Genomic DNA, 24,080 nt, shown 5'->3' with positions numbered 1-24,080 from the left:
GTCACAATGAAAACAACATTTTTTCAGACGCTGATCGTCAGCGGTCTGTTTGCCTGTGCGCCTGTGGTGGCCGCCAGCGAACAGGGCACCGTCTCCGGTCGGGACATGGCGTGGATGAAGGAGCAGCAACAGGCGCTGCAGGCGTTTAAGGACGGCCTGCAGGGGCAGACACTGAATTTACCCCAGGCGCAGCAGGATCTGATCGCCCGCCTGCAGAATGATATGGCCGGTCAGCCAGACGGCGGGAATGCGGACAGGAAAAGCTTCCCGGCCATTTATTTTGTCAGTCTGGGGCTGCCCCGCGAGGGCCTGTTACCGATGCTTCAGGATGCCACGCGCTACGGTATCCCGGCCACGCTCCGGGGGCTGGTGAATAACGACCTGCGCCAGACGGCCAGCGCCATGTACGAGCTGTCTAAAACAGATAACAAGGTCGGCGTGCAAATCGACCCGACGTTGTTCAGCGAATATCACATCACCACCGTCCCGGCTCTGGTGGTGACATGTCCCGGCCACTTTGATGTTATTCGCGGCAGTCTGCCACTGCAGCAGGCGCTGGAAAAGGTCGCTGAGCAAGGCGACTGCGCCGCCACCGCCCGACAGCTGCTGGAGCGTGCAAAATGAAATGCCTCATGATGATCGCAGCGTTGCTCGTTTCCACGCAGGCATTCGCTGATGCCAACAGTGACGCCTTTAATGCCGGCACCAGTTTCGGCAAAGCAAATGCGTCCCAGGGCACCGGCAGCCTGAAAAACCCCGGCACTGTCACCGGGGCCATTCCGGGTTATACCGCAAACCCGCCGCAAAGTGGCTATTACAGCGGTGTGACGGGCGGGGATGGCGGATTAAGCAATAAGGGACAGGTCGCGCTCGGCTCCAGTGATGCCGGTCAGACCATTATTGATTCAGGTACGAAAAACCCGGTGCCGGTCATTGACCCTGACGCGCCCTTTATCACTATCGGTAAGCAGGCTGAAGCTGGCTCTGAGGGCGTGCTGAACGGAACAAATGAGCAGTGTAAGGCCGTGACGGTGTCCAAGACGACGTTTGAAAACTTTCAGTGCGATAAAGATATGTACGAAGTACAGACCTGTACCCGTACAGGAACACAGACCGGAAGCTGGCAGGACGATTATGTAACAAAGACTTTTGTCCTGGACTCCGAGTCATCTTATCCGGCTTTTTCTGAAGACAAGACTTCTGCAGGAAACAGCAAAACGGTGCCGTATGGTGGTGTGGTGATCAGCGCCACACTGACCTATGAATGGCACAATGACACCCTGTTTGCCGATAAAAAGAACTACGTTACAACGCTCTTTATCCTGGGGCAGTCCATCAGGATGGCAGAGAAAAGTGACACAATTCAGCTACCGGCAGGGCAGCAGATAAACGCGGGTGATGTGATTGATTACACGATTTCTAACGTTAAGGCACCGGGCGATGAAGCGGACAAAGCTTCATGGGCGATGAGATGGTGGCATAAGGATAAATTACAGCGTTATTTCACCCTGACACTTGTCATTCGCTCTGGATCTCAGAAGTGGGTTCCTTCGATCACCTGGCAAGAGGCCTGTAACTTCCCTAAATCAACCTCAGTTGCACAAATCAGCTCAGTCTGCAGCGTCGAGGGAGGGGATCGAACCCAGGTAGTGAACGGAGAGACACACACCATCAACAGCCCCTGCTGGCAATACATGGACTCCTACATTGTTCCATCGAATTCGAAAGGAAACTGTGGTTCTCTCATGAATAACCCAGGCTGCACACGGGCACAACAAACCTGTACCAGTTCAGAAGCCGGTTATTGCACTCATCAGACTGAAACATGGCAGTGCCAGAAGACATACCAGTCAGGCGGGCTGATGTGCGGCGGGGACTATATCTGCAAGTCCGGGGAATGTGATGACACCAACGGTGCCGGCGATAGCGGCTTTGATACCGCAGTGGCGAAACTTGCCGGTCTGGCCTCAGCGGCTGAGGATGTGAAAAGCGACACCATCAACGTGAAAGCCTTTACCGGCCAGACCATGAGCTGTCGCAAGGCCGGTGCCGGGTTCTCTAACTGCTGTAAGGATGGCGGCTGGGGGCAGGATACGGGGCTTGCGGCCTGCAACAGTGACGAAATGGCGCTGGGCAAGGCGAAAGCCAAAAAGGTGACCGTCAGTGTCGGTGAGCGCTGCGATCATGAAGTGCTGGGCGTCTGTGTTCAGAAAAGCAAAGTCTACTGCGTGTTTGGCGGCAAACTGGCCCGCATTATTCAGGAGCAGGGCCGCCGCGACCAGCTGCACGTTTCTTTCGGCAGCGGTGACAACCCGAACTGCCGGGGCATCACGGTGCCGGAGCTGCAGAACATCGACTTTGACCGCATCAACTTTGCTGACTTCTACGAAGACCTCATGAATAACCAGAAAATCCCTGACAGCAGCGTGATGGTCAAACAGGTCAAAGACCGCATCGCCGCCCAGGTGAACCAGCAGACGGGGGGGAAATGATGAAAAGGCTGATCCCGCTTTTGCTGCTGAGTGTCAGCCTGCCGGCACTGGCGGAAGAAATCATTTCGCCCGCACCGCCTTTTACCGGCTGGTCCTGGTACAACGAGCCGAAAAAGAAACCGGAGGCACCGGTACCCAAAGCGCCGGAGCCGCCGCAGCCTGCCGTACCGGACCTGAGCAAAATGTCCGCGCTTGAGCAGGCGAAGGTGCTGAAGGGCTATACGATGGAGGCGCTTAACCGCGCCATCCTGTACCCGACCCGCGAGAACACGGCGACGTTCCTGAAGTGGCAGAAATTCTGGACCGACCGGGGGTCGATGTTCAGCCAGTCGTTTGCGGCCGCGCAGCTGTCGAATCCTGAGCTGGATTACAACCTGGAGTTTCCGCATTACAACTCCACCGCGCCGCTGGTTCAGTCCCGCGATCAGCAGCTGCGTGAGCAGGCCATCGCAAAACTGTCCTCGCAGTATGGGCTGTTTTACTTCTACCGGGGAAGTGACCCGATAGATGCGCAGATGGCAGGTGTGGTGGCCGATTTTGCAAAAACCAACCGTATTTCTCTTATTCCGGTTTCCGTCGATGGCCAGCTCGCTCCGTCTTTGCCGGACAGTCGCCCGGACAGTGGCCAGATAAAAGCGATGAACGTCAGCCACTTCCCGGCCCTGTTCCTTGTTGATCCGCGCAGTCGCCAGTTTCAGCCCCTCGCATGGGGTTTCATGACGCAGGATGACCTGGCAAAACGCTTCCTGAATGTCTCAAACGGCTTCAAACCTAACTTCTGAGGTCCCCATGAAAGAGAAAGCTTACACCGGCACGTTTAACCCGTGCCGTTCAGTGACCATGTTCAGTTTTACGCGGAGCATGAAACCATGAAATCATCCCTGACCCGTATCCTGTGGCTGTTCTTCTGGGGCATGGTGATAAAGAGCCTGCACGATCTGATGACCCTCTCCGTTTCGTTTACTCAGGAAATGCTTATCTGGCTTGTGTATGGCATGTGGGGCCTGGCAGCGCTGCTGATGCTGTCCGATTTTTACCGTCAGCTACGGCATTACCGGCATCACGCTGACAAGGAGGTGCCCCGTGAACCGTAATCTGCTCACCACGCTGTTTCTGGTTTTTCCGCTGCTGGTCCATGCCGGCGTCCGGGAAGACATTGCGGCCCTTGAGGCGCGTAAGGCGGGTGCAATGCCCGTGCCGGCACCGGTGGCCGCCCCGCCTGTCAGTGCGCAAAACCTCATGTCGCTGCCCGATGGCCGGCAGGCAGACATGAAAGATTATGCCGTGGTGCTGTTTATGCAGTCTCACTGCCAGTACAGCGCGAAGTTTGATCCGGTGCTTAAAAGCTGGGCCGATCAGCACGGTGTCCGGGTGTATCCCTACACGCTGGATGGCGGCGGTGACACCGCTTATCCGGTGCCGCTGATACCGCGCAAGACAAGCCCGACATCGCCGCTGGCCGATGAGATCATGACATTCTTCGGTAACGGGCTGCCGATTGCCACCCCAACGGTCTTTATGGTCAATGTCCATACCCTGAAAGCGTACCCGCTCTCACAGGGGGTCATGGATATTCCCGCGCTGGAAAACCGCTACGCCAGTCTGATCCAGGCTGATATGGATCAGGTTGACCCGCAACAGCTGCCGCCGATGCCGGCGAGTACACAGGTCACTCCTCAGTAAGCAACGGACTAAAAATGAAACATTACATGTATGCACTTTCGCGTTCCGAGCGCGGCTGGCTGGTTTTCAGCATTGCGTTTCTTGTGGCGGCTTTTATCTACGGCTTGCTGGCACAGATTGTGGTCAGTGCAATGCCCCGCCCGGAAACCGCCGTGTACCTGCGTGACTGCCCGGTGTTACTGCTGATTTCCGTCAGTACGGGCCTTTTCTTCACTACCGCCGGACACTACGCCATCCGGCAGTTCCGGCTCCCGGATAACAGGGGGATCGTCCTTCATGATTAAAGCCCTTCTGACCGCCACGGCGGTATTTCTGGCTGGGATTGCGGTCACGCCGGCACGCGCTGATGTGAACAGCGATCTGAACGGCTTCTTTGGCAGTCTGGGTTACAGCGGCAACGTTTCTCAGGCGCAGGCGTGGCAGGGACAGGCGGCCGGCTACTTCACCGGTGGTTCCGTCTATCTGCGAAACCCGGTGAAAAACGTGCAGCTTATCTCGATGCAGCTGCCTTCTCTTAACGCCGGGTGCGGCGGGATAGATGCCTATCTGGGGTCGTTCAGCATGATCAGCGGGGAGGAAATCCAGCGCTTTGTGAAGCAAATCATGAGTAACGCTGCCGGGTACGCGTTTGACCTGGCGCTGCAGACGATGGTGCCGGAGCTGAAGCAGGCAAAGGACTTCCTGCAAAAGCTGGCCAGTGACGTTAACTCCATGAACATGAGTTCATGCCAGGCCGCGCAGGGCATCATCGGCGGGTTATGGCCCGTCACGCAGGTGTCGCAGCAAAAAATCTGTCAGGACATTGCCGGTGAAACCAATATGTTTGCAGACTGGGCGGCTTCCCGTCAGGGCTGCACTGTAGGCGGTAAAGGCGACACGGTGACCAACAAGGCCACGGACGCACAAAAGGACCAGGTGCTCAAGAACAAAAACCTCATCTGGGATGCGTTAAACCGCAACAGCCTTTTTAACGGCAACCGTCAGCTGAAGGAACTGGTGATGAGCACTGTGGGTTCCATCATCTTCAACAGGAACGGGGATGTGACCATTCTGACGCCGCTTGTTGATAACCGCGATCTGGTGAAGGTCCTGATGCGGGGCGGGACGGCGAAAGTGTACGGCTGTGATGAAGAATCGCTCTGCCTCGCCCCGGTGGTGGCCAACATCACCATTTCTGAAAGTAACGGTCTGGTGACGCTTGTGAAGAACCTGATGCTGTCCATGCAGCTGAAGCTCACCGATGACACCGCGCTGACGGAGCAGGAAAAAGGGTTTGTTAACACCACGTCCGTGCCGGTGCTCAAATATCTGACCAACGCGCAAAGCATGGGCATGAGCGCCACGTATCTCATCCAGGTGGCTGACTATATCGCGCAGGATCTGATGATCCAGTACCTGCAGGAGCTGGTCAAGCAGGCCAGTCTGGCGATGGCCGGAAAGAACTGGCCGGAGGAAGCCGCGTCTAAACTGCGTGACAACGTCATGCATGCGCAGGGCCTGCTGGCCGACATGAAGCTCCAGTCAGCCGCTGATCAGAACGCGCTGGACGGTATTGACCGCAACATGCAGTACCTGCAACAGCAGGTTTCCACCATCATCTCCGGCTCTTATCAGAGCAACTATCACTGGGGCGACCAATGATGATTTCCTTACGTTGCGGCCACACTTCCGGGAGGCAGTATGCTTGAAATTTACACGATTTATGGCGGGGGCATGTGGAAATCCGCCCTCGATGCTGTGGTCGGTATTATGGGCAACAGCACCTGGCTTACCCTGATGCGTATTGCCGGCACCTTCGCAGTCGGTGGGGTGCTGATTATGTTTATCAAAACCCGTAACCCGATGGAGTTCGTGAAGTGGCTGGCGGTGTTTATGCTGGTCACCACGGTGCTGGTTGTCCCCAAGCGGTCTGTTCAGATAATTGACATTACTGACCCGGCCGCCGTGTGGAAGACAGATAATGTCCCTGTTGGCCTTGCGGCAATCGCCTCGCTGACCACGTCCATTGGATACCGGATCGCCAGCCTTTACGACATGATGATGGCCCGGCCCGATTCAGTAACCTACACCAGAACGGGCATGCTGTTCGGATCGCAGATCGTGGCGGAAACGCGTGACTTTCGTACCCAAAACCCGGAGCTGGCGCAGATGCTGCCGGACTACGTGGAAAACTGTGTGATTGGTGACATTCTGCTCAATCACAAATACACGGTTAACCAGCTGCTGAACTCAACAGACCCCCTGACGCTCATTACCAGCCAGCCGAGTCCGCTGCGGGGGATCTACAAAACCACCACCTATACCCGCGAATTTCTGACCTGCGTTCAGGCCGCTAACGAAATCAAAACGCTGGCCAATATTGAAGCACAGCCCGGCAGCGCCAGCTTTGCCTGGCTGACGCAGAAAGTGTTCGGTAACAAGGTGGGCGGGGCGACGTTACTGGCCAATGCAATGGGAGAGAGTTACGGGTTTTTCTACACCGGTGGCCTGACGGCGGCGCAGATCATGAAAAATAACGTCACCAACGGGGCTATCCGGCAGGGTGTGAAAGGCTTTGCAGCACGATCATCAGATACCGCCAACCTGCTTAACCTGGCGACAGAAAGTGCCGCCACAAAACAGCGTCTCAGCTGGGCGGCCGGCAGTGAGCTGGCCACCCGGACCATGCCGTTTGCGCAGTCCCTGCTGATGCTGATCCTGGTGTGCCTCTTTCCGCTGGTTATCGCGCTGGCGGCTGCAAACCACACCCTTTTCGGCCTCAATACGCTGAAAATCTATGTCTGCGGCTTTCTGTATTTCCAGATGTGGCCGGTGATGTTCGCCATTCTCAATTATGCGGCGACGTTCTGGCTGCAGACAAAGACCGGCGGGACACCGCTTGTGTTGGCGAACAGCGATGTGGTGGCCCTCCAGCATTCCGATGTGGCGAATCTGGCCGGCTACCTTTCCCTGTCCATTCCCCTGCTGGCGTTTTACCTGACACGCGGTGCCGCCTCCGTCGGGTCGCAGGTGGCGGGCAGCGTACTCAGTTCGGCTGCTTTTGGTTCTGCCGGCGTGGCAGCGTCCACGGCTGACGGCAACTGGTCGTTTAACAATATGTCGATGGACAATGTCTCCCAGAACAAGCTGGATACCAACCTGTCCCAGCGGCAGGGGCAGCAGACCTGGCAGGCTGACAACGGTTCAACGCGCACCATGACGGCAAGCGGCATGAACGTGATCGACGGATCGGGTGCGATGTCGAATCTGCCGGTGAACATGAAGCTCAGCCAGCTGGCCAGCAGCGGCTTCCAGGAGCAGGCGAGACTGTCCCAGACGCAGGCGCAGACGTCGCTTGATGGTTACAACCACAGCGTCACCAGTGGCTGGTCCCAGCTCTCGCAGCTGTCACACCAGAAAGGCAGCAGTGACACCCTCACGCAGGGGGCTGAAAACAGTCAGGCAATGAATGCGAGTCGCGGGGCCAGCATGATGATGTCGGCCGCAGAGAGTTATGCGAAGGCGAATAACATCTCGACGCAGGAGGCCTATAACACCCTGATGAGTAAATCAAATGAAGAAAGCTTTAACGTCGGGGTGGGAGGAAAAATTGATACCAGTAAAAGCCTGTGGGGCAAGGCCGGTGAGATGGCGACCGGGGCCAGTATCAATCTTCATGGTGGCGTAGACTATAAAGGCGCGATGTCAGAATCGGATGGTACACAGACCACCAACTCTGGTGGCATTGATAACCGTCACGATAAAAACAGCCAGATGGTCAATGATTTCCGCCAGGGTATGGATATGGTGACCAGCGCACGGGTAACCGACAGCGCAATCCATGCTGAAAATGCCGGGACCAGCGACGTGCAGCAGCTGGCGGCCACGCTCAGTGATGCGAAAAGCCAGTACCATCAGTACACGACCAGCGCAACGAAAAGCGATGAGTTCAGCCGGATGGCCAGCCTGTCCCAGAACGAAAGCGCCAGCCTTGATGCGAACTACACGCAGGAGTTTGTTAACTGGTCTGCCAATAAATACGGTGATAAAGCCCAGGCCATGCTGACCAGCGCCCCTCAGGCCCGCGAAGCAGCGATGGAGTTTGTGAACGAACGACTGAAACCGGAAATTATGGGCGACTATCAGCAGGGCCGTTCTGACCTGCGGTCTGGTGACAGTCATGAGGCCTTCACGTCCCACAGTTCTGCTCCGTCTGTATCAGGAGACGCACCGGTAATACAGAGCGAAAACCGTGGGGCCAGTCATGGTAGCGAAAGCGCGGAAGCGTCCACCTCGGAGGGCAGTAACCTCACCGGCGGGTATCAGCAAAACGGAGCCATGCAGTCTGGCATCACCCGTACCGTTCCGGGGCAACCCGATTATCAGAGCCGTCCGGAACCGGCAGTACAACCTGCCAGGGTAATCGAACAACGCTCCTCCGGGCAGCAGTCTGGTCCTTCACCGGCGCAGACGCACGGGCATGAGGGTCACGCTGCAGTGACAGGCCATGCTGCCGGTCAGGCGCAACAGGGTGGCGTGCAGGGCCAGACGCATAATATTAACGGAACGGACAACCTGCCGGGAAATAAACTGAAGGATGAATTTAAGCACCATCAGGAGGCCCTGAAAGCGCAGTCGGAAACAGGCTTTAATGCGCAGCAGGAAATGGCGGGGCGTGTAGAAGCTAAGAAAAACTGGAATGAAGAAGAAATTAATAATACTTCAGGCATTATTGAGAAAAACCGATCCACTGTTGAAGCATCCAGTGGTATATTAAAAGGAGAACATGCAGGTGCCCAGAGTCGGTTTGTTAAGGGCAATGAAGAAGCAAAAGGAAACCAGCATTTAATAACCCAGAGACCAGGCGAGCAGGACATTCAGAGTAAGCTTGATGAACTGAGAAAAAAGGCAGGTTAAAGGAGCAGACATATGGTGATTACGCAAAATGATGTCGGCAACGACATTAAAATGATAACGGACAGTCTGTCTGATAAAAACAGGCCTTTGGTCGCCCCCATTGCGGCCATGAGAGTAGCGATGTTCTGGCCTGGTCTGTGTTTATTAGCTTATTTATCAGCTTTTATCTGGGTAATTATATCTTATCCACTTGGTTATGATGCCTGGGGTGATCCGGTCAGTATTTTCCGTGGTTACAGCTTTGGATTTGCAGCCATGGGTCTAACAGTAGCGTTTGGTTTAGCGATCGGGGCCGGCATGTATGGTCCGGCTTTGTTTTACCTGACTGTGCCGGAAGATGTCAGGGGGCAATCCCTTATCATCAGAAACATGAAAAAGCTTGTTAAGAAAGTGGGCCTGTTCTTCATCCTCTGTAATATTATGCTTGCAGTCGCTGTTTGCTTTTACCGCGAATTAATAGTCGCTTCACCTTTTTTACTGTTGTTGTCTTTCATCATTATGCAGGGCATCCTGAGCGCAGAGATGACCCGTTACGGTATCGCGCCGTTAATGAAGAAAATGGTATCGCTTGCCAGAAAGATCTAACTCCGCTTGATTCAAATCAATAAAGCCCCGCTAAACCAGCGGGGCTTTATAATTTCCCTTAAAGAAAACTTCTCTCCTGCCGATAAGAGTCTGGTTAATGGTCTGTCATTAACCGGGACGCTTTGGCACATACAGGATAACTTCAATGAAATTAAAAAATATTGCCGTTGCTGGCATCGTACTCTCTGTTTTCACCCTTTCCGGCTGCGGCGCAATGTCAACAGCAGTTAAAAAACGTAACCTCGATGTCAAAACGCAAATGAGTCAGACCATCTGGCTTGAACCGTCATCTGAGAAGACCGTTTATATTCAGGTCCGTAATACCTCCGATAAAGATATGTCCGGGCTGGAAGCATTAATTAACCGTGATTTGACGGCGAAAGGTTATAAAGTCAGTTCGTCCCCGGACACTGCCTATTACTGGGTGCAGGCCAACGTGCTTAAAGCCGATAAAATGGATCTGCGTCAGGCACAGGGCTTCCTGAGCACGGGTTATGAAGGTGCTGCACTGGGTGGCGCACTGGGCGCGGGGATCACCGCCTACAACTCCAGTTCAGCCGGCGCGACACTGGGCGTGGGCCTTGCCACCGGCTTAATCGGCATGGCCGCTGATGCAATGGTCGAAGACGTGAACTACGCAATGGTGACCGATCTGCAGATTTCTGAGCGCAGCAAAGCCACCGTGACCACCGACAACGTCGCCGTACTGAAGCAGGGCACGTCAGGCGCAAAAATCCAGACCAGCTCTTAAGAAGGCAACCGCCAGAAATACCAGACCCGCGTGGTGTCCAACGCCAACAAGGTCAACCTCAAATTCGAAGAAGCTAAACCTGAACTTGAAGCCCAGCTGGCGAAGTCCATCGCCGGTATTATGTGATCCCCCCGGCGATGGCAGCACGCTGTCGCCGGCATTCTTTGCCTTACCCTTCTTAAAGCATAACCCCTCCGGGAATAAGCCCGGATCCGGTGCGTATGTGCGTAATGTTACTCCCGTGAAATTTCGCTTCCTCGCATGACTGCGCATGGCGCAGCCCTGTCTGCGGCGAGCGCCTGATTATTAACTTCCTCACGCTGCCTGTTCAGGCGGCGCGATGACTGCCGGAAAAATGCTTATGCACACTGCTGACAACTATTTTACTCAGGACAACAAACCAGATACCACCCGATCAGACACCCTCTGGTCGCTGATTTTACTGGAAAGCGATCTGGTGGAAGCCCTGGCGATGTTTCGTATTTTTGGCCCCTCTGTCGACAACCAGAGCCATGCCCTGGCCTCGTGGTGGGCCGGCTACAGATTTACCTGGTGGGGATCAGAGGCTGATTCTGACGTGTCAGCAGCCTGTGCTGATGTGGTGATGTCCATCTGCCGTATGGCTGCTGAACTGGATTACAAAGAGTGGCAGACCGGTGTCAGGCAGGCGGAATTCGAGCTTTCCCTGATACAGGGCGATCTGCCGGAATAACGTGCCGGGACAGCAACCTTTGCACGCCCCTTCTGTTCTGCCCCCGTACTGAATGTGCTGCCTGCCGCAGGTCTGCGGCGGGTGCCTGATTATTAACTTCCTCACGCTACCGGCTCAGGTGGCGCGATGACTGCCGGAAAATTTCCTATGAGCTTTGCAGGCAAGAACCTTACTCAGGGCGGCCAGATGACCGCCTACCGCTGGCGCATGTTTATTCAGGTCAACAACTGGATCGGTTTCTGGGTACTTATCCTGTTCGTTCTGATCGCCTCCTCTCTGTTTCTGTGGCGCACACCGCAGGAGATGCTGGATAACGGGGCACTTTACTGGTTCGCTAACCTGAACCAGAGCTTTATCGACCTCATGCCGGCCGGTGCCGGGCGGTTTTACGATGTCCATTATTACCACGCACCGACGCAGACAAATTATGTCCTCAAAATGACCCTTGTGCAGATTTATGGCGATCCGTACATGAATGCGATGGGGACGCAGGTGCTGGAGCAGCTGCAGTGGGCAGCGCTGGCCAGTGGCATATTTTGCACCGGGGTGTTCGCCGCCATATCCTGGTATATCTCGCGTATCGGTAAGCAGGAGAGCGAAGATCAGTATATCTCCGGGATGCAGCTGACGGATAAACCTGCTGACGTGAACCGGTTGCTGCGCCAGAACGGTGAGCTGTCCGATTTACGCGTCGGGGAGCTGCATATGGTACAGCGCGCCGAGGTGATGAATTATCTCATTCACGGCACCATTGGCGTGGGGAAATCGACGATTATTCGCTGGCTGCTCGATTACATTCGTAAGCGCGGCGACCGGGCCATTATTTACGATTCGGGCTGTACGTTTACCGAAACCCACTACGATCCCCGGACTGACATTATCCTGAACGCCCATGACGATCGCTGCGCTAACTGGCAGATGTGGGGCGAGTGTGTGGATGCCGTCGATTACGACAACATGGCGGCCAGTCTTATCCCGGTTGAAGGGGATTCTGATCCGTTCTGGGTGTCCAGCTCGCGCACCATCTATGCCGACCTTGCCATCCGCATGTCCGCCGACCCCGATCGCAGTATCGAAAAATTCCTGAAAACCCTGCTGTCACTCAGCATGCAGAGCCTGCGCGAATATCTGGCGAACACGCCGGCCGCCAACCTCGTTGAGGAAAAAATCGAGAAAACGGCCATCTCGATCCGTTCCGTTGTCACCAACTACGCCAAAGCGCTGCGTTATCTGCAGGGCCTCGATGACGGTGTCAAACCGCCGTTCACCATCCGGGAATGGATGACCACGGAGAAATACGATAACAGCTGGTTATTTATCTCCACGCAGGCCCGGCACCGGAAAAGCGTCAGGCCGCTGATTTCGCTGTGGGTATCACTGGCCACCCTGATGCTGCAGAGCATGGGCGAGAACAGCGACCGGCGCGTGTGGTTTATTTTTGACGAACTTCCCAGCCTGCAGCGCATTCCTGAATTCAACGAAACTCTGGCCGAAGGGCGAAAATTTGGCGGCTGCTTTGTGATCGGCGTACAGAACATGGCGCAGCTGGTTCACGCGTATGGCCGCGAGCTGGCAAAAAGCATGTTTGACCTGCTCAACACACGCATGTACGGCCGTTCCCCCAGTGCCGAAATGGCAGAAATTGTGCAGAAAGAGCTGGGTAATCAGCGCAGGCGCGAAATCCGGGAGCAGAACTCCTATGGCCTGGATACGGTGCGTGACGGTATCTCGCTCGGTAAGGACAAGGTGAACAACCCGATTGTCGATTACGAGCAGATTATGCGCCTGCCGAACCTGAATTTTTACGTGCGTCTGCCGGGGGAATATCCCGTGGTCAGACTGGGCCTGAAATACAAGAAACTGGTGAAACGTAACGCGGGCCTTATTGAGCGGAATATCCGCGATGTACTGAGTCCGGAGCTGGAAAAAGTCATCCAGGAGAACGAGCGGGCGGCCAGTGCGGCAGGCCTCAGCTTCCCGACCGGGGATGAAGTGATGGAAAGTAACAGCGCCGCTACCGACACCGCGCCTCCTGTTGCCCCGAAGCCGGTGCAGGTTAAAGCAGAAAGCAAACCTGCAAGGCCTGAAGCGGCAAAAGCTGAGGCAACAGCGTCAGCCAAACCCTTATCTGCCATCCCTGTGTCAGAGGCTGCACCTGTTCCTGAAACTGCCCCGGACCAGAGCAATATCAGGGATAACGTCGTTGTCCTGAAGCCTCTTAATGTTCACAAAAAGCCCGACACTCCTGAAAGAGAAATCACTGCCCCAGCTGTATCGCAGCCTTCTGTTTCCACTCATGAGACAGCTGGCCAGGACGATCTTTCAAGCGTCACGCCAGCCCTCGCGGTTTTACGAAAATTCAGGCAACAGGCCGCCAGCGCAGCCAGTAATGAGGGTGACGAGGACGTTTCCGGGGGCGGGGAGTCGATGAGCCTCGATATGCACGTCAGTGAGCTGGCGGAGGGTGGCCTTGAGCTTTCCACCGCCGGTTCGCATGAGCCTGGTGACGACCACCCCGCTGACCACCGCGCCAGCAAAAGCTTGGCACAGGACGAAGAAAACATTCTGCTGCACCGCCATCCGGACGATCCGGGTTACAGCGAGTACGACCTTAATTACGACGACGGAGAACGTGACCTATGATGTCAGTCGCCCCCGTAGCCTCGGCAGGCACTGCCGCCGGCTATTACAGCCATTCTGATAATTACTATTTCCTCGGCAATCTGCAGAGCCACTGGCTGGGTGAAGGTGCCAGGGAGCTGGGCCTCGACGGACCGGTCCGGAGTGACGCGCTGACGGCGGTGCTTGAAGGCCGTCTGCCGGACGGCGGACGACTGGGGAAAGAAATTAACGGTAATCATGTCCACCGGCCGGGGCATGACCTGACGTTTTCCGCCCCGAAAAGCGTTTCCATTCTGGCGCTCATTGGCGGCGATAAACGCATGATTGATGCGCACAACCACGCGGTGCAGGTGGCCGCCGGGTATGTGGAAAAGCTAATCTCTGCACGCCATACCAAAGACGGTGTTACGTCTATTGTACACACCGGCAAGATGGTGGCGGCCGCGTTCACACATGATACCTCTCGTAACCTCGACCCGCTGATTCACACCCATCTGCTTGTCGCCAACATGACGGAGTACGAGGGGAAATGGAGAGCACTGGCCACCGACTACATTCACAATGCCGGCTTTATCGAAACTGTCATGAAGATGCAGGTCACGCTCGGAAAAATCTACCGTGCTGATCTGCGTCAGGGGGTAGAGGCTCTCGGTCACGAAGTGAAAGAGGTCGGCAAACACGGGATGTGGGAGATTAAAGCCATCCCGGATGAAGTTGTGGAGGAATACTCCTCGCGGGGGCGCGAGGTGCGGGGTGCGGTCGGGGCTGATGCCACCCTGCGAAGCCGGGATGTGGCGGCAAAAGACACCCGACGTGCGAAAGTTGACCCGTCCCGTATCAGGCTGATGGAGCGCTGGCAGGCACAGATGAAGGAGAAAGGCTTCGATCTGAAAGGCTACATGGACAGCGTGACGCCAGCTGAAAGCGACACGGCGCGTCCCCCGGCACAAATCCCGTCGACGGCAGACGTTCAGACACGGTCACAGCCAGACAGCACACCTGAAAAGGTCCCTGCGCGGGACCGTATACCCGAAGCGGGGAAAGTCACTGAACGTGATATGGCGCGTGAAGAACCGTCCCGCCCCGTCACATCCACCCCGCCGGTGATGCAGGCCGGAACACACGCCGTGTCACCTGTTGCACAGGGGGCTAAAGCCGGGCCTGAAAAGCCGCACATCAGGGCGGAGGTATCCGACGCCGTGCGGCAGGCCATTTCTCATTTAAGTAACGACAAAACCCGTTTTACCTGGGGTGAGCTGATGCTGACGACCACCGAATTCAGCGACCAGCTGCCGGACGTGGCCGAGGTCAAAATGGCCATCGATGCCTCCCTGAAGGACGGCATGATCGTCCCGCTCGACAGTGAAAAGGGCGTGTTCACCTCGCGCATTCATCTCCTTGATGAGCTGTCCATCCAGGCACTGAGCCAGGAGCGGCTGAAAGACGGGAAGGTGGTGAGCTTTGCCAGGCCGGAACAATATGCGCCGCGTGCGCTTGAGGTCGTGGAGAAATCGCCTCTGGTGCTGATGAATGCCCCGACCGGCGTGGCCGGGATCCGGGAGCTGACCGCACAGCTGACAGATATTTCCACCGCCCACGGGCGTGAGGTGACGGTTCTGGCCAGTTCGGCGGAGCGGGCCTCATCTCTCGCAAAGTCCGATACGCTGCGCGATCGCCTTATCAGTCGTTCTCATGTACTGAGCGGCGAATTCAGCCTGAAGCCGCAGGGCACGCTTATTATTGAAGGTGCCGAGCGTCTGGGCCTGAAAGAAACGCTGGTTCTGCTGGGGGAGGCGCGTGAAAAAGATGCACAGCTCGTTTTCCTCGACAGCGCAGGGCGGCAGGCAAACGGAAATGCCATGTCGGTACTGGAATCCGCCGGCGTGACGCGTAGCCGACGAACAGAACCTGCGCCGGGCCTTGAGACGGAAGTGGTCAGCATTGCCGACAAACGTGACCGTTATGCTGCGCTGGCCAGCCGGTTTGCTGAACTCAGCGCCGGCAGTGAGCCGGTCACGGCCGTCGTGCTGGGACAGCGGGAGCAGAAGCACCTGACGGGGCTTATCCGGGATGCACTGCAGAATGCCGGACAGCTTGAGCGTGACGGTGTCACGGTGGAAGCGCGGACGCCGGTCTGGGTGGATAATAAAACACGGCGTATGCCCGGCACGTACCGCGCCGGCCAGGTGCTTGAAGACCGCAGTGACGCGAAGACCACGCGGCATTACGTTATTGACCGTATCCACGAAGACACCCGCGTGCTGTCGCTCATTGACAGCGACGGCGTACTGTCACGTATGAAAACGTCTGAACTGACCGCTGACTGGCGGCTGTATGAGAGTGAGAACATCAGTATCAGCACCGGCGAGCAGCTGATCGCCGTCGCCGGTGACAAAGACGCGGGTCTGAAAGCGAAAGACCGGCTGCAGGTCACGGGGTTCAGCGCCGGTGGTATTCAGGTTGAACGGGATGGCCTGAGCCTGACACTGCCGGCAGATCGGCCTCTTTATGTGAAACATGCTTATGTGGCCGCGCCGGGCGGGCGGGATAACGACACCGGGGTGGTACTGGCCGCGCTCAATTCACGGGATATTTCTGCCCGCACCATGAATTCGCTGGCGCAGTCCGGCACACGGGCCGAAGTGTTTACGGCTGAAACGCAGGACAGGGCGGAAACCCGCCTGCAGCGTATGAATACCAGCAGTTCTCCGGTGCAGCTCGTTCGCCAGCTCAGCGGGAAGGACGACGTCAGTGGCGCGATCAGTGCCCTGCATGACGGGGTGAAAAGTGAGGCAGGGCTGGCGGTCTGGCGCGCCATCAATGACCAGCGTGGGGTGACGTTCAGCGAACTGACGCTGCTTGCGAAGGCGGCAGAGTATCATCCGGACATCGGTGCAGTGGGGGAGCATATCAGCACGATGGTCCGGCAGGGCGATCTGCTGCCGGTGTCGGTCCGGGGAGAGCCTGCCCTGGTCGCCCGTGCCACCTGGGAGATGGAAAAAGCCATTATCCGGGTGATCGATGCGGGTAAAAACACCCAGGAGCCGCTGCTGGAACAGGTTGATCCGCGTCTGCTGGACGGTCTGACGGCCGGTCAGAAAGCCGCAGCCCGAATGGTGCTGGGCACCACCGATCAGTTTATCGGTATTCAGGGTTATGCGGGGGTCGGCAAGACCACCCAGGTGAAAGCGGTGAAAGCCGCCATTGACAGCCTGCCCGCTGACGGGCGGCCGGTACTGAGCGGACTTGCGCCCACGCATCAGGCTGTAAAAGAGCTGAAGGACACGGGAATGCCGGCGCAGACGGTGAAGTCTTTTCTGGTAGAGCATGACCAGCAGGTTAACGCCGGCCAGAAACCTGACTACCGCGAACGCGTCTTTCTTATCGATGAATCCTCCATGATCGGCAACCAGGATACCGCTGCCGCGTACCTTGCGATTCAGGCCGGCGGCGGGCGCGCTGTCTCGATGGGGGATATTGCCCAGTTTGAGGCAGTGGACGCCGGCGCGCCCTTTAAACTGGTGCAGGAGCGCAGCCCGATGGATGTGGCCATTATGAAGGAGATCGTCCGTCAGAAAGATGTCCAGCTGAAAGGGGCGGTACACGACATCATTGATAACCGTATAGATGCTGCACTCAGGCGTATTGAGGCGCAGCCGGCCGGTAAAATCCCGCGTATGGCCGGGGCCACGCTTCCCGATTCCGGTATTGTCACCACAGAGGATGCCGTGGGCGACATTGTCCGCGACTGGACAGAGCGCACCCCGCAGGCCCGGCAGAATACGTTAATCATCACCCAACTTAACGCCGACCGGCAGGCCGTGAATGCCGGCATCCATGCGGTGTTAGCAGAGCGCGGGGAACTGGGAGAGAAAAGCATCACCGTCCCGGTGCTGGAAAAGATTTCCCACACCCGTCATGAGTTTAATAAAACAGCTGCGTGGCAGGCCGGCATGGTGGTGAAACGGGGCGACCGGTATCAGGATGTGGTTGCCGTGGACAAAAACGGCTCACTGGTCACGGTCAGGGATGAGGACGGCAGACTCGGTATGGTGTCCCCCCGCGAGCTTATTACCGGCGACGTGGAGCTGTTTACCCGCAGCACGATGACGGTAAACGCCGGCGATGAGCTTCGCTTTACCGCCACCGACCGGGAACGTGGCCAGACCGGTAATCAGCGGTTTACCGTACAGTCCGTGAACGATAACGGTGACATTGTCATGAAGGGCGCGGCCGGAACGAAGGTCATCAATCCCGCGCAGGTGCGTGCAGAGCAGCATATCGATTATGCCTGGGCGGTGACGGGCTACGGCGCACAGGGGGCAAGCAGCGAGTACGTGATCGCGCTGGAAGGCACGGAGGGCGGGCGTAAGTACCTCGCATCACAGCGGGCTTTCTACATTTCTGCCTCCCGTGCAAAAGAGCATGTGCAGATCTACACCGACGAAAGGAGCAAATGGGTGGCCGCCATGAAACAACCCGAAAAGGAGGTGAAAACCGCGCATGATGCCCTGCAGCCTGAGACACAGCGCCAGCAGGCTAAAGCCATCTGGGCGATGGGGCAGCCGGTCACAAAAACCGCCATCGGACGGGCCTGGGCACGCCATCAGTCAATGGCTGAACACAGCCTGACGGCCAGAATCATCCCGGCCACCCGGCGTTTTCCGGAGCCGGCGCTGGCATTACCGCTTTATGACAACAATGGCAAAGGGGCCGGACTGGCCCTGATCTCTCTGGTTGCCAGCCCTGAAGGGCGGATGACCCAGGGTGATATACGCATGGTGGCCACGGAAGGTGCCAGCGCGGCCGTACTCCAGCGCAGTCAGACCGGTAACACCCATGTTGTCAGGCATCTCAGCGACGCCCTGATGGCCGTGCGTGAGCATCCGAAAGACGGGGTGGTGTGGCAGACCGGTGAGGAAAAACCCTCTGCGCACCTGATGAAAGTCAGCCGGGGGGTACATCAGGAGGAGGATGCAGCCCGCATCAGAGCGGTGTCAGGCCTCTCAACGGACATCACGCTGCCCGTCACACGGGACAATCCGCAGCGTGAGGCGGATCAGCTGTCTGTGCTTCGGGCCGCAGAGGCGCTGCGCAGGGCGGCGGAACAGGAAAGAGCCGGCGCGGTTGTGGACCCAGAGAAGCTGCAGCATGCCGTTTATAAACCAGAGTCTGTCACGCTGCCCGCCGAAGAAAGCATTATCCTGCCGGCAGACCTGCCGCAGGCGGACACAAATCCGCTGTTCACGCCGGACAGCAGCACGCTGCGCAAACTCGCACATGACCTGACCGGCGGCACGGAGGCGCGGATCCCTGCCGGGATGACGCGCGGCGAGAACGGCACGGCACCGGAACGGGCAGCTGCTGAACGTGCCAGTGCCTCGAAGGTGGTGAATGACCTGGCGGCCGCCGAACGGGATATGGTACGCCAGCCTGTCGAAGGTGAACGGGGCCGTGCTATCGAGCATGAAGAATACGCCCATACCCGCACGATCCAGAAAGAACGTTAACAGGAGAATATCCACATGGTTTTAAGGCACAAAGTTCTGTCCTTACTAGTTACAACATGCATTTTATTTTCGGAAAACACGCTGTCTGCGACCCCGCCGGCTCCGTTCACAGCAGAACAGGAAGCCCGGATAGGACAGATCGCAGGCGAGTACCTGCTGGCTCACCCGGAAATACTGGTGCAGGTCAGCCAGAAGCTTCAGCAGCAACAGCATGCCCGCGCGCAGCTGCGCTTCGCCATCAAGGTTATGGAACACCAGGGCGAACTGCTTAACGATCCGGATACACCTTCAACGGGGCCTGACGACGCAGCTGTTGCGGTCGTTGAGTTCTTTGATTACCAGTGCATCATCTGCACGCAGCAGGCACCGGTGATAGAGCAGATTATGGGGGCCAGCCCGGATGTGCGTTTTATATTTAAGGAATGGCCCATCTTTGCTCAGAAATGGCCGGCATCAGAAAATGCTGCGTTGCAGGGGATCAGCATATGGAAAGAGCACGGCAGCAAAGCCTACATGGTCTATCACAACGGGCTGTACCGCACCGGTCACAATGAAGGGAAGCTGACGGCTGCGGATATTACTGCCGTTACAGCGTCTGCGGGGGTGAAGGTGCAATCCGCAGGTGATCATCATGATGTTCTGGTCAGGACAGATGCGCTGGCTCAGGCACTGGACCTGACCGGAACGCCCGGCATCATCGTCATGCCGGTAAAAAATGCGACGCCTGACCGCATTACGGTATTCCCCGGCATGGCAACAGCGGCGCAGCTGCAGGCTGCAATTGCAAAAGCCAGACAATAGCGTTCATTCTTGACACTATATGGACAGATTCACAAAACAAGATGTTGGCTATGAGTGAAAAGCGGAATTTAGTTGATGGCGCGCAACTTACCTTTACAGGCACATTGAAAAATTACGATACCAGGCGTATCAAAAGAATTGGCACTTTTGCCATTCAGTTAGGAATTGGAAGCATGGCGGACAGAAGACCACTCAATCCTGGCGTAGTCGTTCCTAAACCAGGCGGAGGCACACAGCCCCGCGATCGTAACAATGATGGAAGAGTTCGAGAGAAACGCTCGGATGCGGGTAAACCGCGCAAATAATGACCAGCCGCCTTCGGGCGGCTTTTTCTATAATGACCTCATTATCAGCTGCATTTACAGCTGATCCAGATTTAATTTGTCACGCGCCCTGCGCAGACGCTCCTCTCCCCGCCGGTCATATTTCTGGGTTGTGGTTACGCTGGCATGACCCATCGCGTCCTTGACCGTGATCAGATCCTCCCCATTTTCCAGCATGGCAGTGGCAAAAGTCCTTCTCAGGTCATGCGGCGCGCACTTATCAATGCCTGCCTGATGCTGACGCACCTGAAGGATATGATATACCGCCTGGTCAGTCAGGCGATCGCTCGTCACATCGTCATGCCGCCGTATCCGGGTGAAAAGCGCACCGGGTGATTCGCCACGTACCTGGTCTGTCCAGAGATAGAGTCGCTGCCAGGCCCCTTCCGGTACATAAGCCAGCCGTTCCTTATTACCTTTCCCGAGTACCCTCATGGCACGCTCCGCAGGCAGCAGATCCTCATAGCTCAGGGCTACGGCTTCCGAGCGGCGCAGACCGCAACCGAGAATGATGCCCAGCAGGGCGGCGTCACGCAGACCTGCGCTGCCCCTGTCACTGGCGCAGACATCAAAAAGCGCCCGGATCTCCTCCCGTCTCAGGGCCCGGCCACGCGGCAGTACACTCCCGCGAACCTGACGAACAGCGAGAATATGCTGGTAACTTTCCACATCCATCAGCCTGAGCATCCAGGCTTCCCGTGCAACCCCCTTTAATGCCGAAAGGTACGTGTTAACTGTGGCCACGGCCCGGCCAGCGTCACGCAGCAGTTCCAGCAGACCGATGATATGGTGCCGGCGCAGCGATCCCCAGCTGCAGTCCGTCAGTGAGCTGGCACCGAGCATACGGGCCACAATATCCAGGAAGGAAGCCATGGTCTGCCGGCTGCGCAGCGAATTAAGCGACAAAAGGTACGCCTGAGCCGGATTCACTGGAGTGACGTTGTCACTGGTGATCAGCCCGGTACGGCTTTCACCGGAAAATGAATGTCCCGACACCAGGGGTATCAGACTGTGGCCGTCATCTTGCTGCATGTATGCCTTTTCCGTCGTAAAGAGTCCCTGACGCGCTGTGTGAAAAACTCGTCCAGATGATGCCGACAAGCGTACAACGTAAGCTTTACTTTTTCAAAGGTACATTTTAATAAGTAGGGTAATAGAGATATAGGTTAGTAATAGTGACCTGCTGACCTGCTCCCCGTTGATTAATACACCGCGATGTTAGTAATGTCTTCATAAGCCACATGAGGACATCCCCATGAAGAAGCGTTTTTCCGAAGAACAGATCATCAGTATTCTCCGAGAGGCCGAAGCCGGGGTTTCTGCCCGTGAGCTCTGCCGCAAGCACGCCATTTCCGACGCCACCTTTTACACCTGGCGTAAGAAGTATGGCGGTATGGAGGTGCCCGAGGTTAAGCGCCTGAAGTCGCTTGAGGAAGAGAACGCCCGCCTCAAGAAGCTGCTCGCTGAAGCCATGCTGGATAAGGAGGCGCTTCAGGTGGCTCTGGGGCGAAAGTACTGACGACAGACCAGAAGCGGGAAGCTGTGGTGTTGATGTGTGATGCGACCGGTCTGTCGCAACGTCGTGCCTGCAGGCTTACAGGTTTGTCCCTGTCGACCTGCCGCTATGAGGCTCAGCGACCGGCTGCTGATGCGCATTTATCAGGGCGTATCACTGAGCTGGCACTGGAGCGCAGGCGTTTTGGCTACCGACGCATCTGGCAGTTACTGCGCCGTGAAGGCCTTCATGTTAATCACAAGCGCGTGTACCGCCTTTACCACCTTAACGGGCTGGGCGTAAAACGCAGACGACGTCGTAAAGGGCTGGCAACAGAACGTCTGCCGCTGCTCCGCCCGGAGGCGCCCAACCTGACCTGGTCGATGGATTTTGTCATGGACGCGCTGGCCACCGGTCGCAGGATCAAGTGCCTGACCTGCGTGGACGACTTCACGAAGGAGTGTCTGACGATTACCGCCGCATTCGGGATTTCAGGCGTTCAGGTCACGCGAATTCTGGACAGCATTGCACTGTTTCGCGGCTATCCGGCGACGATAAGAACGGACCAGGGGCCGGAGTTTACCTGCAGAGCACTTGACCAGTGGGCTTATGAGCATGGGGTGGAGCTGCGGCTTATCCAGCCGGGCAAGCCAACACAGAACGGATTTATTGAAAGTTTTAACGGACGATTCAGGGATGAGTGCCTCAATGAGCACTGGTTCAGCGATATAGTTCACGCCAGGAAAACGATTAATGACTGGCGGCAGGATTATAACGAGTGTCGTCCACATTCATCGCCGAACTACCAGACTCCGGCTGAATTTGCAGCGGACTGGCGAAACGGGAAATACGAAGAAAAACCAACCGACATTACTAACTGAAGGTTGTATCTAATCCTGGGGGCAGGTCACCGGTACTGAAGGAAAATGGCATTGCGTTAAGGGATTACTTATATAAAAGGATGTTACGGAATAATCCTGATTTACAGGAAGACTTTAATATGGGCAGTGGCGCGTTACTCTGGCTCCGGTCATTGAGCTGATTTGCCACAAACATGTGAGCCTGAATATTAAGGCCGCGAACTACAGTATTGTCGGTGACAATTTACTCCATTCCATTAGCAAAGTGCTTTCCGTCCCGATGAATAACTCACTCATCGGTGCCTATTTGTCGCGTACCAGCATCTGGACAACATATTTATCGGATCCGAGAAAAGGCTTTATGATGAGCGCCGTACCACGCCCGGCCGCTGGCTGGGCTGACGCGCTTTTAACGTCAGCAAAAAAATAAAAGAAAGCGAGGAGTTCACGTCTTTTTATCTGACGGTCGAAGCCGGACAGGCCCTGCCTGATTACCGATCGGAACAGTACGTGGCGCTCCGTGTCTTTGTCCCTGAACTGGGCTATAGCTTATCCGGCATGCCCGGGGCCGGTTACCTGTATATTTCCGTGAAACGCGAAGATACGCATGCGGAAGGACAGGATCCTAGTTATAGTTATGTCTCATCAACCCTCCATAATGTCGTCAGTGAAGGCGACACGGTAGACCTGAGCGCGCCGGCGGGTCACTTCTTTTTATTGAACCCCAAATAGTTAAAAAAAAACAGATACGTAAGTGCGAGCATTACTATAAATGGATGATACTGACATCAGACCATTTTCCTGCCAGATATTCTGCAACAAGTCTTCTGTAGCAGTGATGAGGCTTATGTTCACTGCATAGTAAACATGCATCAGAAAATTGCTTTTTGATGAGATGTTCAATCTGTCTTTGTGTTATCAAATTGATAAAATCAGCCGCATAGGTGTCGCAGCATCCATTGTTTAATTTATACTGCTCAAACATTTCCCGTGTCGGGGCAAGATCAGGCTAGTGTTCATAATCCATTCCACACAATGTACGGGCGAAGTATTTCAGATCGTCCCGTTTTGCGAAACCAGCCAGCTGAGAGCGATTAGTGAGGCGAACATCCATAATACGTTTCGCTCCTGAGTTTTTTAGTCGGGTAAAAAAGTGTTCCGCAGAAGATTGTGTGAAGCCAATGGTGAATATTCTCATCAGATTATCTTTTACCTGTTCACAACAGTGTTAATAAGCGCCGTATGAAAATCATGATCCCGGCACACTATTTTGTTATCCATTACTGACAAATTTCTCGTTAGTCCAAGTATCACAATAAATATAATATACCTGCGGGAGATTACTGATAC

General features: G+C 56.0%; 16 protein-coding genes and 2 pseudogenes. 16 read left to right on the top strand and 2 right to left on the bottom strand.

Going from position 1 to position 24,080, the window contains the following annotated elements; translation table 11 throughout:
- Positions 1 to 6: 6 nt before the first annotated feature.
- The 15 genes and pseudogenes from trbC to ACQUTD_RS17750 all read left to right on the top strand — a co-directional run bounded on the left by trbC (position 7) and on the right by ACQUTD_RS17750 (position 20,357).
- Entirely contained in the window at positions 7 to 624 is a 618-nt protein-coding gene (trbC, locus tag ACQUTD_RS17820; protein WP_473277398.1) for a type-F conjugative transfer system pilin assembly protein TrbC, read from the top strand.
- Between the two features lie 8 nt (positions 625 to 632).
- Positions 633 to 2,492, top strand: coding sequence for a type-F conjugative transfer system mating-pair stabilization protein TraN (gene traN / locus ACQUTD_RS17815; protein ID WP_473277397.1), 1,860 nt, complete (start codon positions 633 to 635; stop codon positions 2,490 to 2,492).
- Positions 2,492 to 3,274 (top strand): type-F conjugative transfer system pilin assembly protein TraF, encoded by a 783-nt coding sequence (traF, locus tag ACQUTD_RS17810; RefSeq protein WP_473277412.1) that lies wholly within the window; start codon positions 2,492 to 2,494, stop codon positions 3,272 to 3,274. The genes traN and traF overlap by 1 nt, the downstream gene beginning before the upstream one ends.
- An 87-nt stretch (positions 3,275 to 3,361) precedes the next feature.
- Entirely contained in the window at positions 3,362 to 3,586 is a 225-nt protein-coding gene (locus ACQUTD_RS17805; protein ID WP_473277396.1) for a hypothetical protein, read from the top strand.
- Positions 3,576 to 4,175 carry an F-type conjugal transfer protein TrbB gene (trbB, locus tag ACQUTD_RS17800; RefSeq protein ID WP_473277395.1) on the top strand — a complete coding sequence of 200 codons (600 nt, stop codon included), beginning with the start codon at positions 3,576 to 3,578 and terminating at the stop codon, positions 4,173 to 4,175. The genes ACQUTD_RS17805 and trbB overlap by 11 nt, the downstream gene beginning before the upstream one ends.
- 26 nt (positions 4,176 to 4,201) lie before the next feature.
- Positions 4,202 to 4,459 (top strand): hypothetical protein, encoded by a 258-nt coding sequence (locus tag ACQUTD_RS17795; RefSeq protein WP_473385722.1) that lies wholly within the window; start codon positions 4,202 to 4,204, stop codon positions 4,457 to 4,459.
- Entirely contained in the window at positions 4,452 to 5,816 is a 1,365-nt protein-coding gene (traH, locus tag ACQUTD_RS17790; RefSeq protein WP_129364017.1) for a conjugal transfer pilus assembly protein TraH, read from the top strand. Before ACQUTD_RS17795 ends, traH begins: the two co-directional genes overlap by 8 nt.
- A 39-nt stretch (positions 5,817 to 5,855) precedes the next feature.
- Complete coding sequence (gene traG, locus ACQUTD_RS17785; RefSeq protein ID WP_473277393.1) at positions 5,856 to 9,071, top strand: conjugal transfer mating-pair stabilization protein TraG; 3,216 nt, start codon at positions 5,856 to 5,858, stop codon at positions 9,069 to 9,071.
- A 12-nt stretch (positions 9,072 to 9,083) separates the two neighbouring features.
- Positions 9,084 to 9,656 carry a hypothetical protein gene (locus tag ACQUTD_RS17780; protein ID WP_473277392.1) on the top strand — a complete coding sequence of 191 codons (573 nt, stop codon included), beginning with the start codon at positions 9,084 to 9,086 and terminating at the stop codon, positions 9,654 to 9,656.
- A gap of 145 nt (positions 9,657 to 9,801) precedes the next feature.
- Positions 9,802 to 10,533, top strand: a pseudogene (gene traT / locus ACQUTD_RS17775) (complement resistance protein TraT).
- A gap of 235 nt (positions 10,534 to 10,768) precedes the next feature.
- On the top strand, positions 10,769 to 11,119 hold the full coding sequence (locus tag ACQUTD_RS17770) for a hypothetical protein (protein ID WP_473277391.1): 351 nt from the start codon (positions 10,769 to 10,771) through the stop codon (positions 11,117 to 11,119).
- Between the two features lie 147 nt (positions 11,120 to 11,266).
- The gene (gene traD / locus ACQUTD_RS17765; protein WP_473277390.1) at positions 11,267 to 13,762 is read left to right on the top strand and encodes a type IV conjugative transfer system coupling protein TraD; all 2,496 of its coding nucleotides are present in this window, start codon (positions 11,267 to 11,269) and stop codon (positions 13,760 to 13,762) included.
- Entirely contained in the window at positions 13,759 to 19,251 is a 5,493-nt protein-coding gene (traI, locus tag ACQUTD_RS17760) for a conjugative transfer relaxase/helicase TraI (RefSeq protein ID WP_473277389.1), read from the top strand. The genes traD and traI overlap by 4 nt, the downstream gene beginning before the upstream one ends.
- 15 nt (positions 19,252 to 19,266) lie before the next feature.
- Entirely contained in the window at positions 19,267 to 20,052 is a 786-nt protein-coding gene (locus tag ACQUTD_RS17755) for a thioredoxin domain-containing protein (protein WP_088222280.1), read from the top strand.
- Between the two features lie 50 nt (positions 20,053 to 20,102).
- Positions 20,103 to 20,357, top strand: a complete 255-nt coding sequence (locus ACQUTD_RS17750; RefSeq protein ID WP_140419640.1) for a hypothetical protein — start codon at positions 20,103 to 20,105, stop codon at positions 20,355 to 20,357.
- Positions 20,358 to 20,411: 54 nt separating this feature from the next.
- Here the strand turns inward: ACQUTD_RS17750 and ACQUTD_RS17745 are convergent, their stop codons facing one another.
- The gene (locus ACQUTD_RS17745; protein ID WP_212817371.1) at positions 20,412 to 21,407 is read right to left on the bottom strand and encodes a tyrosine-type recombinase/integrase; all 996 of its coding nucleotides are present in this window, start codon (positions 21,405 to 21,407) and stop codon (positions 20,412 to 20,414) included.
- A 223-nt stretch (positions 21,408 to 21,630) separates the two neighbouring features.
- Between ACQUTD_RS17745 and ACQUTD_RS17740 the strand changes: the two genes are divergently transcribed.
- Positions 21,631 to 22,751, top strand: a protein-coding gene (locus tag ACQUTD_RS17740; protein ID WP_088222278.1) for an IS3 family transposase whose coding sequence is annotated in 2 segments (ribosomal slippage) — positions 21,631 to 21,889 and positions 21,889 to 22,751 — 1,122 coding nt in all. Because the reading frame shifts where the segments join, the coding sequence is not laid out codon by codon here.
- Positions 22,752 to 23,496: 745 nt separating this feature from the next.
- On the opposite strand, the pseudogene ACQUTD_RS17735 reads toward ACQUTD_RS17740, so the two are convergent.
- Positions 23,497 to 23,928 (bottom strand): annotated as a pseudogene (locus ACQUTD_RS17735) (DUF488 domain-containing protein).
- Positions 23,929 to 24,080: the final 152 nt, after the last annotated feature.

Source organism: Enterobacter sp. K510 (assembly GCF_055804875.1).
This window is presented reverse-complemented; position numbering and strand designations above follow the sequence as displayed.